The following is a 16,218-nucleotide window of genomic DNA, read 5'->3' on the forward strand; positions in this document are numbered from 1 at the left end:
AGCAACCCACGGAGAGCACTTGCCTTGACGTGAGCCGGCACGGCATAGGCATCCCCGCGCATGATCGACTACGACCCGCATCGCTGGTGGACGTACCTCCATTACCTCCGGGGCTCGATGATCAAGGAGATCGTCTACCGGGTGCTGGCCTGTGTGCTGTGGTCCGTGGGGGTGACGGCCGTCCATCTGCATGTCCGCCCCATGGACATCCCGGCCACCGTGCACACGCTGGCGGGCATCTCGTTGAGCCTCCTGCTCGTCTTCCGCACCAACTCCTCCTATGACCGCTTCTGGGAGGGGCGGAAGCTGTGGGGTGGCATCGTCAACGAGACGCGCAACCTGGCGCGCGCCGCTGGCGTCTTCCTGCGCGGCGACGCCGCCCTCTACGGCGCGCTGGTGCGCTGGACCACGGCCTTCCCGTACGCGTCCGCCGCGGCGCTTCGGGGGAGCCCGGTCGATCTGGGGCCCAGCGCGGCCGGGCTGTCGACCGAGCAGGTGGCCCAGGTGCGTGGCGCCCAGCACGTGCCGCTCGCCGTGGCGCGGCGGATGAGCGAGGTGCTCGATGAGGGCCGGCGCCGCGGCTACTACGCCGAATACGTCCAGTTGCAGCTCGACCAGAACGTCCAGTTGCTCATCGACTACCTGGGCGGCTGTGAGCGCATCCACAAGACGCCCATGCCCTTCGCGTACATGCTGCACCTGCGCCGAGCGCTCGTCCTGTATTGCTTCTCGCTGCCCCTGGCCCTGGTGGACTCGTTCGGGTGGGCCACGGTGCCGGCCACGTTCGTCGTCGCCTACCTCTTCTTCGGCATCGAGGAGATCGGCGTGGAGATCGAAGATCCCTTCGGCAACGACGACAACGATCTGCCCCTCGAGCGCATCTGCGACACCATCCAGAAGAACCTGACGGCGCTCCTGCCCGACGAAGGGGGCGCGCCCCCGGTCAGTCCCACCCCCTGATGGCCACGCTCGCGCGTCGCCACAGCAGGTCCACCCGCTGGCGGTGGAGGGTGGCGAGCACCCGGCCGCCCACGATGGCGAGCCCCGTGAGCGTCATCACCCCGAAGCCGACACGGTGATCCCTCAGCCCGGCGTGCACGAGCGTGGCCGCCACGTCGAGCGTGAGGAACAGCGTGCCCAGCGCCAGGTAGGCGCGGATGCGCAGGGCCATGCCCACCATTACTCCCAGCAGACACACCGCGCCGAAGAGGACGGCGTACGTGCCGTCCTCGGCGAGCCCGAGCCGCAGCGTCAGCTTCGCCGCCGCGGGCACGTACAGCAGCAGGCCGCCCACCACGCGCACGGCGTTCCTCGCCGCCTGGGGGAGGCTGCTCGTGAAGAGCTGGCCCAGCATCAACAGCAGCAGGCCGAGCGGCGCCAGGTAGACCTCGATGCCCTCCAGGTCCATGGAGAGCGCGGCCACGAGCAGCGCCGCGTTGCAGGCGGCCGCCGCGAGCGAGCCGAACAGGCGGCTGCGCTCCACCGCGCCCAGCGCCGCGTACAAGAGGCTCGAGCCGCCCGCCAGCAGCGCCGCTTCGCCCGTGGCCTCGCTCGGGAGCACCAGGGCCATGCCCAGGGGCAGCAACGCCGCGAACCGGCGCGTCGCTCGCGCCACCGGGGGAATGCCCGCCCGCCGCGTCAGCACCGTCACCCCCACCAGCACGAAGCCGAGCACCAGGGCGAAGAGCGCATCGTGCTCGGGGCGCAGATCCCGCGCGTACAAGAGCCGCACGAGCGCGTACAGCCCCACCGCCGCCACCTGCACGAAGTACACGTGCCGGCCCGTCCGCTCGCGCCAGGCGCAGTGCAGCGCCACCGCCACCGCCAGTCCAAGGGCGCCCAACGCCAGCGGCAGGGCGCTCTCGTCCGGCGGGCTTCCCTGCGCCGCCATCAGCGCGAGCAGGGCACCGGTGAGCACCAGCCACGCATCCCGGCCCCAGACGAGCCCCCCGGTGAGATCCTCCCGGGTGGCGCGCAGCCAGCGGCCCGCGGCGTGCGCGAGCGCCGCGACTCCCGCCACGCCGAGCGTGAGCGCGGGGCCGTGCAGGGTGAGCAGGGCCGAGTACGCGTTGCTGGTGCCGAGCCCGGCGACGAACGCCACGAGTGCCACCGAGAGTCCCGTCACCGCCGCGAGGCCCGCGAGCATCGTGCCCCACGCCGCGCCCAGGCCGGCCAGGGCGCCCTTCCACTGCGCCGCGCCGAGGAACAGCGTGGTGGCGAGCAGCGCCAGGGTCACGGGCAGGGCCACGCTCTGGCTCCAGGCCGCGTCCCAGCTCCGCACGACGGCCTCGATCAGCACCCAGGGCATGGCCACTTCCGGCTTCGGACTTCCCCCGGTGGCCAGGGCGTACAGCAGTGCATGGACCCCGTAGAACAGCGCCCCGAGCTGGGCCTGGACCCGCGAGCGCTCCGGGTTGTGCTTCCTCCACCGGGCCACGTGGGGGCTCAGGAACACCGCCAGGAGCCCCACGAACGCGAGCACCGGCCCCGGCCAGACGGCGAACCGGGGCTCACGGTGCGCCAGGGCGTGGACGAGCAACAGCAGCCCCCCCGCGCACACCAGACGGCCCAGGGCTCGCGCCCGGCTCGCGCTCAGCAGCAGCAGTCCGGCCCCGAGCGTGAGCACGGCCGCCTCCAGCCCGGGCTGGAAGAACGCTGCCACGAAGACGAGCCCCGCGGCGATACCCGCCCACCGCTGGAAGAGGTTCGCGAGACTGGGAAGGAAGCGATGCCGCGCCTCCACCCCGGTGAGCACCTGGCCCACGCCGGCATAGACGAACCCCGCCGCGGCGATGCCCCCGAAGGCGCGGTACCACACCGAGGCGATGGTTTCTCCGGACTTCAGCCACGCCCCACGGGCGAGCCATGACAGGTCCCGGGTGAGCTCCAGGGTGTCGGCGCGAATCCACCGGCCTCCCGGTGGATCCATCGCCACGAGCGCATGTCCCAGGGGCGTGCCCTGGACGGCCCACAGCGCGGCGCCCGGCAGACCCAGCAGCAGGGCCGCCTTCACGAGCGGCCGCGACTCGAAGGCCGTGGCGAGCAGCAGGGCCAGGAGCGCGGCCCCCAGGGGAAACAGGGGCGGCACCACCGTCAGCGCACGGGTCAGGACGGGCCCGCCCATGTGCAGGGGATTTCCCGCGAGCACCAGCCCCAACACGGCCACTCCCGCGAAGGGGACGTACTGGTACAGGGGGCCATGGCGCTCGTTCTCCAGGAGGAGCCCGAGGGCCGGGCCGAAGCGCCGCGTGGCGAGCGCCAGCAACCAGAGCCCCCCACCGATGCACGTCAGCTTCAGGGCGACCACGTCGGGAGGCAACGGGCGCCCCAGGCGGTTGAGCACCGCGGTGAGCGCGATGAAGAGCCCCACGGCGGCGAGCGTTCCCACCGAGCCGCGCAGACGCCACGTGACGAAGCCTCGCGACAGGAAGGCCAGCGCCGCGCCCGCCACGAGCAGCGCGCCCGCGAGCACGACGTTGGGGCGGCCCTGCTCCGTGGGAGACACCATCCACGTCGTCAGCAACAGGAGGGAGAACACGCTCCCCATGAGGGCCACGGAGGCGAAGCCATCGGTGTACAGCGCCCGGCCGGATTCGGGGAACGGCAGCCGGAACCATCCGATCAGCCGCCGGGCCTTGGGGCGCGGCTCCCGGGAGCTGGCCTCTCCGTGACGCGGTGACGCGATGAGGGAAAACCCCAGCGCCACGCCCGCGAGGTGCAGGGCGCGGACATCGAGGAGCATGCCCACCGGGACGAAGTGGAAGAGGGGCAGCCAGACCGCGGTGGCGAGCGCCCAGGCCGCCAGGGCGCTGACGAGCCGGCTGCGATCCCGTCTCGCCCGCAGCAGCAGGAGCCCCGAGAGGAAGAGGGCCGGCGCACAACCCAGGACGACGTCCTGGAGCGCGTCCATCGTGAGGGGCGCGTGCGGCGGGAACCAGTTCGCGCCCATGTCGAGCAACACCGTGGAGCGCAGGGCCCCCAGCGCGGCCACCACGAGCGAGAGATCATCCAGGGGCAGGAACTCATCCGTCTTGCCCGCGCGACGCAGCCACGCGTCCTGGAGCAGACCGGCTCCGGCGTAGAGCGCCGCCATCACGCCGAGCAGTCCCAGGGCCGGAGCGGGGCCGGGCACCCCGAGCATGTCGACGAGCGCCAGTCCACTCACGAGCGCCCCGAGTCCTCCCAGGTAGTGCAGGCCCCTCCAGCGAAAGCCTCCCGTGAGGTGCGCGGAGAGGGCCACCAGCGCACCCGCCATGATGGATGGCCTCGGATCGTCCAAGCCCTCGCCCAGGACATCGAACGAGGTCAGGGCCAGCGAGGCCACCGAGAGCACCACGCCCCAACCCAGCAACCGGGAGCGCAGCCTGCTCGATTCACTCACGCGCGCCACGGGCAGCAGCCCCGCGCCCACGACCGCGAGTCCCACCATCCAGGCCTGGGGCACTCCGGGGATCCCCAACCGCGCCAGCAGGACGCTGGCCAGTGCCAGGGACAGCACCCCGGGATGCACGAGCGCGGGGCGCGCGGACCCGATGACGAAGAAGGCCAGCGACGCCGCCAGGGGGGAGAGGGCCGAGGCGAGGTCCACGTTGGGTGTCACTCCAGGCGACAGGCCGAGGGCCACGGTGGCACTGGCGAGCGCCCCGCAGGCCACCACCGCGTATGCGATCGTCTCCACCACCGGGGCCGTTCGCGGATGGAGTTCGTGCGCCCTCGGCTGGATCGCCGCGCCCGCGACCACGGTGGCGAGCGCCATGCCCCAGAGTGTCATGCCACTCAGGAGCGGATTGCCCGGGGAGAGGGCGGCGAAGCCCTCCGGCGCGCTCGCCACCGTGAAGAGCGCCAGCGCGGCGGCGCCGTAGAGGCCGGTGGAGAGGACCGCCAGCGCGGCCCGGCTCGCGGCTTCCTTCCGGACGCGCCACACCGAGCCCGCCAGCGCCGCCACGCCCACGAAGGCGCAGAGGGTACGGGCCCCGGGGGCCTCGTCCAACGCCATCAACGGCAGTCCGGCCAGGAGCGAGGGAATCAGCGCCCCCCCGAGCGACACCGGGGACGCTCCGTACAGCAGCCGCGCCGTGGGCCGCAGGGTGACGAGACATAGCCCGGTGAGCCCGGCGGCCACGGCGCCTCCCAACAGGGGCTCCAGCGCCACGAGGGAGGACAGCGCGACGTAGACGACCGGCAGCAGCGCGATGCCGATGCTCGCGAGCACCCGTCCCACCGAGGCCGAGCGCCGGGAGAGGAACACGCCGAGCCCGATGAAGGCCGCGTGGTAGGCGAAGAGGGCGCCCGTGACGAGCAGTTGCCGGGGCACGCCCCCGAGTGCCCGCCATGCCTCGCGCACGCCCATCAGCGAGCCGCCGAGCACCAGCACCGCGCCGAGGAACCACCAGACATACTCGTGCAGCTTGGGCGCCGAGTCGCTCGTGTCCGCCGTGTCGCCATCGAGCGCGGCCATGGCCTCCAGGCCGCCCAGCGCGCCCGCGTCCACGCGGTGGAAGAGCGCCTGTCCCGAGTCCGAGGCGAGGTCGAGACCGTCCTCATGATCGTGGGCACGGCGCTCGCGCCGGAGCGCCTGTTGCCGGGCCTCGCGCTCCTCGCGGGCCCTGTCCTCCAGCGACTGGAAGAACGAGCGGCCCCAGGTGGGGCGCCAGTCCTCGAGCGCCGCGAGCTTGTCGGCGAGCGCGTCGGCCTTCTGTTCCAGCGTCGGTGGCTCCTCGAGGAGGGGGGCCGCGACGCTCACGGCGGTGGCGCCCACCAGGGCATCGGAGAGCCGGGTCGCGGTGGGCTCATCGATCAGCCGCGTGGCGCGCAGGGCGGAGATCTTCCGCTGGAGCCGCTCCTGGACGAGCGACTCCAGGCTGTCCGAGGTGAGGGGTTGGAGCGAGGCGCCACACACCGGACAGGTGGACTCGGGCGCCTCGATGCGGGGTTCGGCGCAGGTCAGACAGAGCATGGGCGCGGACAAGACTAGACGGTTTGCCCTCCGGCTCGAAAGCGGGGGGCTCCCCATGCGCTCGTGCCGCCCCGTGGGTGGACGGTATAGAAGCCCGCCATGGACAAGAACCTGATGGCGGACCTGCGGGGGTTGGAGGCGTTGTTGGAGCGGACGAAGACGGAGGCCGCCTCCTTCCTGAACCGGCTCGATGAACTGCCTCCCGCGGTGAAGGCCACGCCTCGGGACGCCCTGTCCCTGCCCGAGCAAGGGCTGGGCGCGGAGCCGTCCCTGCGGCTCTTCATGGACCGGTATGGGCAGGAGCTGGGTGGGAGCACGGGGCCCCGCTATTTTGGTTTCGTCCAGGGTGGGACCACCCCCGCGGCCCTGGCGGGGGATTGGATGGCGAGCACGTTCGATCTCAACTCCTCTCACCCGGGAAGCTCCGCCGCGCCCCAGGTGGAACAGGAGACGCTCGAAATGCTGCGCCAGCTCCTGGCCCTGCCCGAGACCTTCTCCGGTAGTTTCGTGTCGGGGGCGACCATGTCGAACTTCGTGGGCCTGGCCTGCGCGAGACAATGGGTGGCCCGTCAACTCGGCGTGGACGTGGCCGAGCAGGGGCTGTACGCGCTGGGGCCCATTCCCACCCTGAGCGCCACGCCTCATTCCAGCACCCTCAAGGCGCTGTCCATGCTCGGCATGGGACGCGGCTCCCTGGTCCGGGTGCGCGGCCAGCCGGGGCGAGAGGCCATGGAGGTCGAGGCGCTCCGTGCCCAGCTCGACTCCCTGGGCGGCAAGCCTTGCATCGTCGTGGCCAGCGCCGGGACGGTGAACACCGGGGATTACGATGACCTGGAGGCGATTGGTCGGCTCAAGGAGCGCCATCCGTTCTGGTTGCATGTCGATGGCGCCTTCGGAGGTCTCGTGGCGTGCTCGCCCGAGCTCGCCCATCTGACGCGCGGCATGGAGCTGGCGGACTCGGTGACGGTGGACGCGCACAAGTGGCTGAACGTCCCGTATGACTCCGCCTTGCAGTTCACCCGCCACCCGGAGCTGTTGCTGGAGATCTTCCGCAACAACGCGCCCTATCTCGACGTGCGGCAGGGGCCCGCGCCGTTCGCGGATCAGGGGCCGGAGAACTCGCGCCGTTTCCGGGCGTTGCCCGCGTGGTTGACCCTGATGGCCTATGGCCGCTCGGGGTATCGGGACATCATCGAGCGCGACTGCCGGCTCGCGCGCATGTTGGGCGAGCGCATCGCGGGCTCCACCGCCTTCGAGCTGCTGGCCCCCGTGCGGCTGAACATCGTCTGCTTCACCCTGCGCCAGGAGGGGGGCGCGACCCAGGAGAGCATCCGGGCCTTCCTGGATCGGCTCCGCGATGATGGGCGGGTCTTCCTCTCGCCGACCGCTCTCGACGGGGTGCCGGGGATGCGTGCCGCCCTCTCCAACTGGAGGACCACGGAGCGGGACATCGAGACCGCTTGGTCCGCCCTGCTGGAGACGGCCTCCCAGGGTCGTGCGGCGCCTGTCAGGTGAGCCACGGCGGGCGCGCGGACCGTCGCCCCGTGCTTCACCCGCCCCGGGGCGATTTGTCCCGCGCGGGCTTGTCGTCGGCGGAGGGCCCTGCCACCCCACGGCAAGAGATGCCGGGGGGCGGACGGGGCGCTGTCCACCTGCCTGCCTCTATAGTGGTGGACCTTTTGATGGGAGCCGCCATGCGCCGCCGAACCTTCCTCGCCGCTCTTCCCGTGGGTCTTTCGGCCGTCGCCCAGGCGACATCGGAGCAGCCCAGGCCCACTCCGCCCTCCGCGCCCGCGCGCACCACCGATGACGCTCCCGCGCCGGCTCCCTCCCGGGCGGACGCCGGAGCCGTGAATCCGAACCTGAAGCGGCCCGACGTGCGTTCCGGGGATCGCATCGCCGGGGCGAGCTACGCCAGCCGCTCGGCCGCCTGGGGCGTGAATGGCGCGGCCGCCACGGCGCATCCCCTGGCCACCCTGGCCGCCATCGACATCCTGCGCGCGGGGGGCTCGGCGGTGGACGCGGCCATCGCCGCCAACGCGGTGTTGGGCTTCGTCGAGCCAGTGAGCTGCGGAATTGGCGGGGACTGCTTCGCCATGCTGTGGGATCCCAAGACGCGCAAGGTGGTGGGACTGAATGGCTCGGGCCGCTCGCCCCGAGGCCTGTCCCTGGAGGAGGTGCGCCGACGCGCGGTCGACGGTCACGTCCCCCGGGTGGGCATGACGTCGGTCAGCGTGCCCGGCGCGGTGGAGGCGTGGTGGTCCCTGCACCAGCGTTATGGCCGGCTGAAGTGGGCGGAGCTGTTCCAGCCGGCCATCGCCCACGCGCAGGCGGGAGTCCCCCAGGTGCAGACGATCGGCTACTACCTCGGCCGCAACCTCGCGCGCTTCCTGAAGCCGGGCTCGGGAGTCGAGGAGACGGCCAATGCCGAGCGCGTCTACGGTCCGGGCGCCGCGGCGGCCGAGGGCGAGGTCTGGCGCAACCCGGATCTGGCGCGCACCTACCAGCTCATCGCTCGGGGCGGGCGGGATGCCTTCTACGCGGGTCCGATCGCGCAGGCCATCGAGCGCTACTTCCGCCGCATTGGGGGCTGGATGACCCGAGCGGACCTGTCCGCCCACCGCTCGGAGTGGACCGAGCCGCTGTCCACCGACTATCGCGGTGTGGACGTCTACGGGCTGGCACCCAACAGCCAGGGGCTGAGCACCCTGCAGATGCTCGGCATCCTGCGCCACTTCGACCTGCGCGGCATGGGATTCCAGAGTGCGCAATCCATCCACCATCAGGTGGAGGCCAAGCGGCTGGCGTTCGAGGACCGGGCCCGCTACTTCGCCGACCCCACCTTCTTCCGCGCGCCGCTGGAGCAGCTCAACAGCCCCGCCTACGCGGCCGAGCGTGCCCGGCTCATCCGCGCCGATCGGGTGATGGAGCGCGTGATGCCGATGGACGCGCCGAGCCGGGGCGACACCACCTATCTCTGCACCTCGGACAAGAACGGGATGATGGTGTCGCTCATCCAGTCCAACTTCCGGGGCATGGGCTCGGGTCTGGTGCCGGACGGAACGGGGACGGGCCATCCCACGCTGGGCTTCATGTTCCAGGATCGGGGCGAGCTGTTCTCACTGACCGACGGGCACCCCAACCTGTATGCGCCCGGCAAGCGGCCCTTCCAGACGATCATCCCGGGCTTCGCGGTGCGCGGGGGCGAGCCATGGCTGGCGTTCGGCGTCATGGGGGGAGACATGCAGCCCCAGGGACAGGCGCAGATCATCATCAACATGGTGGACTACGGCCTGGACCTGCAGGCGGCTGGGGACAGTCCCCGCTGGCACCACGAGGGCTCGTCCGAGCCCACGGGCGAGGCGCAACAGACGCCGGGCCTGTTGCGGCTGGAGACGGGCGTGCCCGAGGCGACGAGGAAGGCTCTGGTGGCGCTCGGGTGGAAGCTGGGCGAGCCGGACGGGGGCTTTGGCGGCTACCAGTGCATCGAGCGCCGGCCGGGCCGTTACGGCGCGGCCACGGAGATGCGCAAGGATGGCGTGGCCCTGGCCTACTGAGACAGGCGAATCGATTTCAAACACCTGCCTCGGGTTCGATAACCGCCGGCGGGGGTCCTGGTATCCCTACCGCGACAGCGGCACGTCGTCCGCCGGCACGAGCGTCATCTCCACGGGCTCGCCCGGGTTGCGCACGCGGATGCGGAACGTGTCCGCGGTCAGCTCCAGAATGTCCACCGGGTAGGCGATGGACTCCTCCACCATCGTGAGCGCCCCTTTCTGGTAGCGCCACGTGCCCAGCGAGGGGGTTCCATTCGTCGCGGCGACCACCAGCGTCCCCTCCGAGAGGAACACGTACAACTGTCCCTTCTGGATGGTGGGCGAGGTGTCGACCTTCCAGACCCGGTTGATGAAGCTCGCGGGAGCCGTGGGCGCCGGGGCGGTGGGCGGCGTGCCCCGGGGCGTGGCGCAACCGGCTCCGAGCAGCAGGGCGGCTCCCGCGGCCCACCAGATGATCGACTTGGACATGGGCGTGCGGTTGTTGTCCGCGACGCCGTGGAGTGGCTCCAGCACGTTGACCTCGGGGAAGTAGGTGGCCGCGTAGCGGCGGGTGGTGCCGTAGGGCACTACCACGAACCGGCGCGCCACACCCCGTTGCCGTCACGGACGCTAGCTCAGGTCGAGGAGCCGGAGGTCAGGTCCGGCTCCTGGAGGCGGGGCAGCAGCAGCCGGAAGGTGCTGCCCTGACCGGGGGTACTGCTCACCTCGATGCGTCCCCCCATGGCCTGGATGATGGACTGGGAGATGTTGAGTCCCAGTCCCGTGCCCTCGCCCGCGGGCTTGGTGGTGAAGAAGGGGGTGAAGAGGCGCGCGAGCACCTCGGGTGCCATGCCCCGCCCATTGTCCTCCACCTCCACCACCACCTGGCCCGTGTCACTCACCCGCGACGCGATGCGGATCCGATTGCGCTTGGGCGCGCTCTGGACGAAGGCCTGGAGCGCGTTGACCAGCAGGTTCACCAGCACCTGACCCAGCCGGGCCGGATTGCCCAGCACCTGTGGCACCGACTCCAGCTCGAGCTCCCAGTGCGCGTGCTCCTGCAACTGGTGGCGCACCATGCGCAGCGCGCTGCCGATGACCTGGTGGATGTCCATGGGCTCGGCCCGCTCGTCATCCGCGCGCGCGAAGGTCCTCAGGTCCTGCACGATGGTGCGCACGCGCCCCGTGCCCTCGAGCGCATCGGCCACCGCCTCGCGCAGCTCGTCCAGGGACAGCCGCGAGGCGTCCTCCTGGGCGAGCTGCTCGCGCAGGAAGTTGAGGCTCGCGTTGACATAGGACAGCGGGTTGTTGATTTCGTGCGCGACGCTCGCGGCCAGGGTGCCCACGGTCACCATCCGGTCCGCCATCCGCAGATGGGCCTCCATGCGCTTGTGCTCGCTCACGTCGCGGATGACGCCGACGAGGAAGGGCTGGCCCCTGGCACTGGTGAAGCGCGCCTTCTGGGTGACGAGGGTGCGGGTGCCCCGCGCGCCGTCCGTGTAGGTCTCCTCGTTCTCGTTGGACTGGCCGGTGGTGAAGACCCGTTCATCCTGTTGCCGGAAGACGTCCGCCTCGTGGGGGGGCACGAAGTCATGGTCGGACCTGCCGAGCAGGCTCTCCTCGGAGACCCCCATGAAGCGGCGGAACGCCTCGTTGGCGAGGACGAACCGGTGTTGCCTGTCCTTCACGAAGACAGGCTTCTGGATGGCGTTGAGTGTCTTGTGCAGGAAGTCACGGGCCTCGTCCAGCTCGGCCCGGGTCTGGAGATACTCCAGGGACGTGCTCGCCAGCAGGGTGAAGGCCCTCAGCCAGGCGAGATCCGTGGAGGCCACCTTCAAGGGCGCGTCATGCATCAGGACCAGGGCCCCGAGCACTTCCTCCCGTGAATTCCTCACACTCATGCCCAGCACGCCCTGGGGGCCCAGGCGCCGCAGCCATCCATCCTCGGGAAACCGCGCGTGCGCGTCCTCGGGGCAATGAAAGACGTCCTGGCGCAAGACCTCGTCCAGCACGCTGCCCTGGGGCGTGACGGCGGGCTCCTCGTGGGACTGGCCCCGGCTCCAGAGCGCGAGCGGGTGGAGCAGCTCCTCGCCGGGGCTCCGCCGCACGAGCACGGCACTGGTGACGCCGAAAACTTCGGCGACATGTCGGACGAGCCCGTGCAGGAGCGTGGGGTCCGTGCCCGATCGACGCCTGGACAGCAGCACCTGGAGCGCTGCTTCCGAGGAGACCCTCCGGACGGCATCCTCTGGATTCTCGGACCCAGCGCTTCCGGACGCCGTCGTACCCATCAATCCTCTCCTTCGACTCTCAATCGATACGCTGCCCCGCGCCGGGTGCTCGTGCGAGAATCCGGCCACAATGGCATATTCTCGCGCGATTGGAAACCGAGACCCGCCTGTTCCTCCTCCAAGGAGAGACAAGGCGTGAGGAAGCCTGTGTCCTCGGTGGAGATGGCAGACGCGGGGGCGGGCGGAGTTATACGAGATGTCAGGGATTGCCCGTCTGGTGGGCGGCTCGACGAGAGGAAGGAGAGACAGGGCGGCGGGTGGCCTCACCGCGAGACATAACCCAGGTGCCCGTCGGGACGCACCAGGAGCGCGCTCCAGGCGCCCAGGCCTGGCACCTCGCGCGACAGCTCGGCGGTGAGTTGGCTCGTCCAGCCGCTCCAGGACGCGGGCAGCTCGACGCGCGCGGAGGCGGGCCGGCGCAGCAGCAGCCACTTGCCCTCGTGCAGCAGGGAGTAGAGCGAACGCGGGGCGCCTCCCTCCAGGCGCAGGGGCTGATCGGCCAGGCGCGTGCCACAGACGGCGGGCTCCACCTTCAGTCCCTCCGGGGCCGGGAGGGGAGGGGCCGGGTAGGCCACGTCGAAGGCGGAGATCTGCTCGGCGAGCACGCGGTTGACGGGGGGCTGGGTGAGCAGCGCGCAGAAGGTGTCGCGCAGGGCCATTCCCGCCGGGTTCAACTGGGTCATGAGCGCCGTCTGGCTCAGCGTGTTCTGGATGAGCCGCGCGCCCACGGGGTGGCGCTCGTGGTGGTAGGTGTCGAGGAGCGACGCGGGCGCGAGGCCCCGCAGCACGCCCGCCAGCTTCCACCCCAGGTTCATCGCGTCCTGGAGCCCCACGTTGAGCCCCTGTCCACCCGCCGGCATGTGGATGTGGGCGGCGTCACCCACCAGGAACACGCGGCCCTCGCGGTAGCGGCTGGCATGGCGCGTCTCGTTGCCGAAGCGTGACAGCCACAGGGGCGAGTGCATCCCGAAGTCCGTGCCCACCACCTCGCGGACCGCCCCCGCCAACTCCTCCAGGGTGACGGGCTCGGACAGCGGGACGTGCTGGCGGCCGGGAGAAAGCACCACGATGCGGTGATGGACGCCGTCTCCCAGGGGCACGAGCATCACGCCGCCGCTCGGGCGCGTGAGCGACATCACGGGCCGGGGGGGAGGCTCGGCGAGGATGACGTCCCCCAGCATCTGGGTGCTCGTCACGTCGGTGCCCGGGAAGGGGATGCCCGTGAGCGTACGCACCGCGCTGCGCGCGCCATCCGCGCCCACCACGTACCGCGCCCGCACCTGGAACGTCCCGTCCTCCCGCTCCCCCTCGAGCCGCACGCCCTCGGCGTCCTGCCACAGCCCGCCGACGCGGTAGCCGCGGTGCAACGCCACGCCCACCTCCCGCGCGCGCTCCTCCAGGAGCGCCTCGGTGAGCGTCTGGGGGATGAACAGCGAATAGGGGAACGTCGTGTCCAGCGCCGAGAAGTCCAGGCGCGTGTCCAGCCCGGCGTAGTGCCCCGTCGGCAGGGGCGTGCCGCGCGCCAGGAAGCGCTCCGCCAGCCCCCGGAGCGCCAGGATCTCCAGCGTGCGCGGGTGCACGGACAGGGCGCGTGACTGCGCGACCCGCTCTTTCCTCCGCTCGAACACCGCCACCTTCACGCCCACCAGGGCGAGCTCGCTCGCCAGCATCAACCCCACCGGGCCTCCACCCACGACGGCCACTTCCACCTGCTCTCGTGTCATCGCTGCCTCCAATCTAACACCGTTAGTTGTGGACTAACGGTGTTAGGCTGTCAAGCGCGGGCCCGGAGGAGTCATGCGCATTCAGAGGGAGCAGGTGGTGCGGGAGGCGCTGGCGTTGTTGGACGAGGCGGGAATCGAGGGGGTGACGATGCGCAAGCTGGCGCAGCGCCTGGAGATCCAGGCGCCGTCGCTCTACTGGCACTTCGCCAACAAGCAGGCGCTGTTGGATGGGATGGCGGACGCGCTGGTGGAGCCGGTGGCGCGCGATGTGGAGCCCACGCGGCCCTGGGACGAGGTACTGCGGCGGGTGGCGGGAGAGCTGCGGCGGGCGCTGCTGTCGCGCCGGGATGGGGCGCGCGTCTTCGCGGGCACCTACATCGTCACGGAGAACATCCTGCGCGTGAGCGAGGCCCTGATGGGGGCGTTGCGGCGCGCGGGCGCCTCGTCCCGCGTGGCCGCCTGGGGCAGCTTCTCGCTCGTCTATTACGTGATTGGCTTCAGCATGGAGGAACAGGCGCTGGATCCACGCTTCAACCCCGAGCCCGTGGACCTGCCCCGGGGCCGCGCGCGCTTCGCCTCCTTCCCCCAGGAGCGCTTCCCCCACGTGCTCGCGGCGCTCGACGACATCTTCGACACGGACCTCGACACGCGCTTCGCCTTCGGCCTCGAGCGGCTCCTCACCGGCCTGCGGGCAGATCTCCCCGGCGCGTCTCTGTCCTGATTCCAGCAGGAGTGCGAAATGATGATGACGCGGCTTGTCGGTCGTGCCTGCTTGGTGTATTGGGGCTGGATTTTTACACCCCCGTCGTAAGGCGACCCCCGGCCCATGTCCTTCTCCTCGCACATCGAGTTTCAGGTCGATTCGTCCCCCGCGCTGCCCCCTGGCTTGCTGGCCGTGGAGGCCCCGGGCGTGGGGGGTGGGGTTCCCCGGGAGTGGGAGGCGCGGGGCGTGGGCTTCCGGCGGGTGGAGGAGGTGTCCGTCACGGACTGCGTGGTGGCGCACCTGGAGGCGGAAGAGGTGGACGCCGTCTTCGGGATTCCGGGGGGCAACATCGCGCCCTTCCAGCAGGCGCTGCGCCGGCATGGCGCCATCCGCTTCGTCATCGCCTCGCATGAGGGGGGCGCGGCCTTCATGGCGGACGGCTACGCGCGCGCCACGGGCAAGCTGGGCGTGTGCCTGGTGACGGCGGGCCCGGGGGCCACCAACGCGCTCACGGGCGTGGCCTCGGCGCACCTGGACGGCGTGCCGCTGCTGGCCATCAGCGGGCAGGTGGCCACGGATCGCTTCGGCCTCAACGCCATCCAGGAGAGCACGGGCACGCACGGGGTGAACACGGTGGAGCTGTTCCGCCAGGCGAGCGCCATGTCGGCGGGCATCGTGGACGCGCAGAGCTTCCAGCGTCTGCTGGCGCGGGTGCTGCGGGTGGTGCACGGGCTGCCCGGTGGGGCCGCGCACCTGAGCATCCCCTCCAACATCGCGCGCCAGCGCATCCGCCACGCCCTGCTGCCCACCACCCGTGGCGCCTTCCGCGCGCGCCCGCCCGCGGCGGCTCCCGAGGATCTGGACGAGACCTTCCAACTGCTGCGCGCCGCCCGCCGGCCGCTCATCGTCCTGGGCTCTGGGGCGCGCGAGGCCCTGGGCACCCACGGCGAGGCCTTCACCGCCTTCGTCTCCGAGCAGGGCATTCCGGTGGCCACGAGCCTGCGCGGCAAGGGGCTGTTCTCCGAGACCGAGCCGCTGTCGTTGGGCGTGCTGGGGCTGGCGGGCAGCCGGCGCGCGGAGGCGTATGTGCGCGAGGGCGTGGACGTGCTGCTCGTGCTGGGCAGCCGGATGGGGGAGTGGGCCAGCCGGGGCTTCAACAAGCACCTGCAGGCCATCGACAGTGTCATCCAGGTGGATGCCCAGTCGGCCCACATCGGGCAGTTCCTGCCGGTGCGCCTGCCCATCGTCGCGGACGTGGGCTCGGTGGTGGCGGGCCTGGTGGAGCGGGGGCGGAGGAGCGGGCCTCCCGGGGGAGAGCGGCTGCGCGAGCGCTGGTCGCGGATGGTGGAGTCGCGCGAGCCCGTGCCGAGCCCCCGCGCGCCCCAGGCCGAGGGCATGGTGAAGCCGCAGCAGCTCATGGCCGAGCTGAACGCGCACCTGCGTCCGAACATGGACCTGTACATCGACATGGGCAACTGCACGGGCTGGGCATCGCACCTGCTGCGGCTCACGCCCCCCACGCGCATCTTCTTTCCGTGCGGCCTGTCCTCCATGGGCTGGTCCTGCGGGGCCGTCATCGGCGGCAAGCTGGGCCGGCCGGAGCGGGCCGCGGTGGCCATCACCGGGGATGGCGCGTTCCTGATGAATGGCACGGAGCTCTTGACGGCGTCGCGCTACCGGGTGGGCACGGTGACGCTGGTGCTCAATGACAACTTCCTCGGCATGGTCAACCACGGGGAGCACGCGCAGGACACCACCGTGCCGCTGGAGGACGACTTCTACGGCCTGGGGGATCCGGACCTCGCCGCCTTCGCCGAGTCGCTCGGCGCGCGCGCGTATACCGTGGATGGGCCGGGGCAGCTCGCGGCGCTGCTGCCCGAGGTGCTGCGCCGCGCGGACGAGCTGGGACAGCCGCAGGTCATCATCGCGCGCGTCGACTACCGCGAGGTGCCGCCGTACGGGGATCGTTTCGCCGCGGTGGCGTCGGACGGCCGGTAGGGACGCGCAC

At 71.4% G+C, this 16,218-nt stretch carries 9 protein-coding genes; 5 read left to right on the forward strand and 4 right to left on the reverse strand.

Features of this window, described 5'->3' with window-relative positions:
* Positions 1-60 precede the first annotated feature (60 nt).
* Positions 61-960, forward strand: a complete 900-nt coding sequence (locus D187_RS39070; protein ID WP_002631567.1) for a bestrophin family protein — start codon at positions 61-63, stop codon at positions 958-960.
* Here D187_RS39070 and D187_RS39075 read toward each other — a convergent pair.
* The gene (locus tag D187_RS39075; RefSeq protein ID WP_020918573.1) at positions 944-5,956 is read right to left on the reverse strand and encodes a hypothetical protein; all 5,013 of its coding nucleotides are present in this window, start codon (positions 5,954-5,956) and stop codon (positions 944-946) included. The two genes, D187_RS39070 and D187_RS39075, sit on opposite strands and share 17 nt — an antisense overlap.
* Before the next feature lie 99 nt (positions 5,957-6,055).
* Here D187_RS39075 and D187_RS39080 point away from each other — a divergent pair, with 99 nt between their 5' ends.
* Both D187_RS39080 and D187_RS39085 read left to right on the forward strand, forming a co-directional pair.
* Positions 6,056-7,471 carry a pyridoxal phosphate-dependent decarboxylase family protein gene (locus D187_RS39080; protein ID WP_002631569.1) on the forward strand — a complete coding sequence of 472 codons (1,416 nt, stop codon included), beginning with the start codon at positions 6,056-6,058 and terminating at the stop codon, positions 7,469-7,471.
* Between the two features lie 179 nt (positions 7,472-7,650).
* Positions 7,651-9,513, forward strand: a complete 1,863-nt coding sequence (locus D187_RS39085; protein WP_002631570.1) for a gamma-glutamyltransferase — start codon at positions 7,651-7,653, stop codon at positions 9,511-9,513.
* Positions 9,514-9,579: 66 nt separating this feature from the next.
* Here the strand turns inward: D187_RS39085 and D187_RS51070 are convergent, their stop codons facing one another.
* From D187_RS51070 to D187_RS39100, 3 genes are all read right to left on the reverse strand, one after another.
* Complete coding sequence (locus D187_RS51070; RefSeq protein WP_162159753.1) at positions 9,580-10,086, reverse strand: hypothetical protein; 507 nt, start codon at positions 10,084-10,086, stop codon at positions 9,580-9,582.
* Between the two features lie 41 nt (positions 10,087-10,127).
* Positions 10,128-11,783 carry an ATP-binding protein gene (locus D187_RS39095; RefSeq protein ID WP_081714029.1) on the reverse strand — a complete coding sequence of 552 codons (1,656 nt, stop codon included), beginning with the start codon at positions 11,781-11,783 and terminating at the stop codon, positions 10,128-10,130.
* Between the two features lie 263 nt (positions 11,784-12,046).
* Complete coding sequence (locus D187_RS39100; protein WP_002631573.1) at positions 12,047-13,507, reverse strand: FAD-dependent monooxygenase; 1,461 nt, start codon at positions 13,505-13,507, stop codon at positions 12,047-12,049.
* Between the two features lie 73 nt (positions 13,508-13,580).
* Here D187_RS39100 and D187_RS39105 point away from each other — a divergent pair, with 73 nt between their 5' ends.
* Complete coding sequence (locus D187_RS39105; protein WP_002631574.1) at positions 13,581-14,228, forward strand: TetR/AcrR family transcriptional regulator C-terminal domain-containing protein; 648 nt, start codon at positions 13,581-13,583, stop codon at positions 14,226-14,228.
* Between the two features lie 105 nt (positions 14,229-14,333).
* A complete protein-coding gene (locus D187_RS39110) occupies positions 14,334-16,208 on the forward strand; it encodes a thiamine pyrophosphate-binding protein (protein ID WP_002631575.1) in 1,875 nt (624 codons plus the stop codon).
* Positions 16,209-16,218 lie beyond the last annotated feature (10 nt).

Source organism: Cystobacter fuscus DSM 2262, from assembly GCF_000335475.2.
GTDB classification, from domain to species: Bacteria; Myxococcota; Myxococcia; order Myxococcales; family Myxococcaceae; genus Cystobacter; species Cystobacter fuscus.

What these genes read in the sequence shown, in the direction of transcription:
- D187_RS39070 (WP_002631567.1), top strand. Translation starts at nt 61, where the DNA reads ATGATCGACTACGACCCGCATCGCTGGTGGACGTACCTCCATTACCTC.
- D187_RS39075 (WP_020918573.1), bottom strand. Translation starts at nt 5,956, where the DNA reads ATGCTCTGTCTGACCTGCGCCGAACCCCGCATCGAGGCGCCCGAGTCC.
- D187_RS39080 (WP_002631569.1), top strand. Translation starts at nt 6,056, where the DNA reads ATGGACAAGAACCTGATGGCGGACCTGCGGGGGTTGGAGGCGTTGTTG.
- D187_RS39085 (WP_002631570.1), top strand. Translation starts at nt 7,651, where the DNA reads ATGCGCCGCCGAACCTTCCTCGCCGCTCTTCCCGTGGGTCTTTCGGCC.
- D187_RS39095 (WP_081714029.1), bottom strand. Translation starts at nt 11,783, where the DNA reads ATGGGTACGACGGCGTCCGGAAGCGCTGGGTCCGAGAATCCAGAGGAT.
- D187_RS39100 (WP_002631573.1), bottom strand. Translation starts at nt 13,507, where the DNA reads ATGACACGAGAGCAGGTGGAAGTGGCCGTCGTGGGTGGAGGCCCGGTG.
- D187_RS39105 (WP_002631574.1), top strand. Translation starts at nt 13,581, where the DNA reads ATGCGCATTCAGAGGGAGCAGGTGGTGCGGGAGGCGCTGGCGTTGTTG.
- D187_RS39110 (WP_002631575.1), top strand. Translation starts at nt 14,334, where the DNA reads ATGTCCTTCTCCTCGCACATCGAGTTTCAGGTCGATTCGTCCCCCGCG.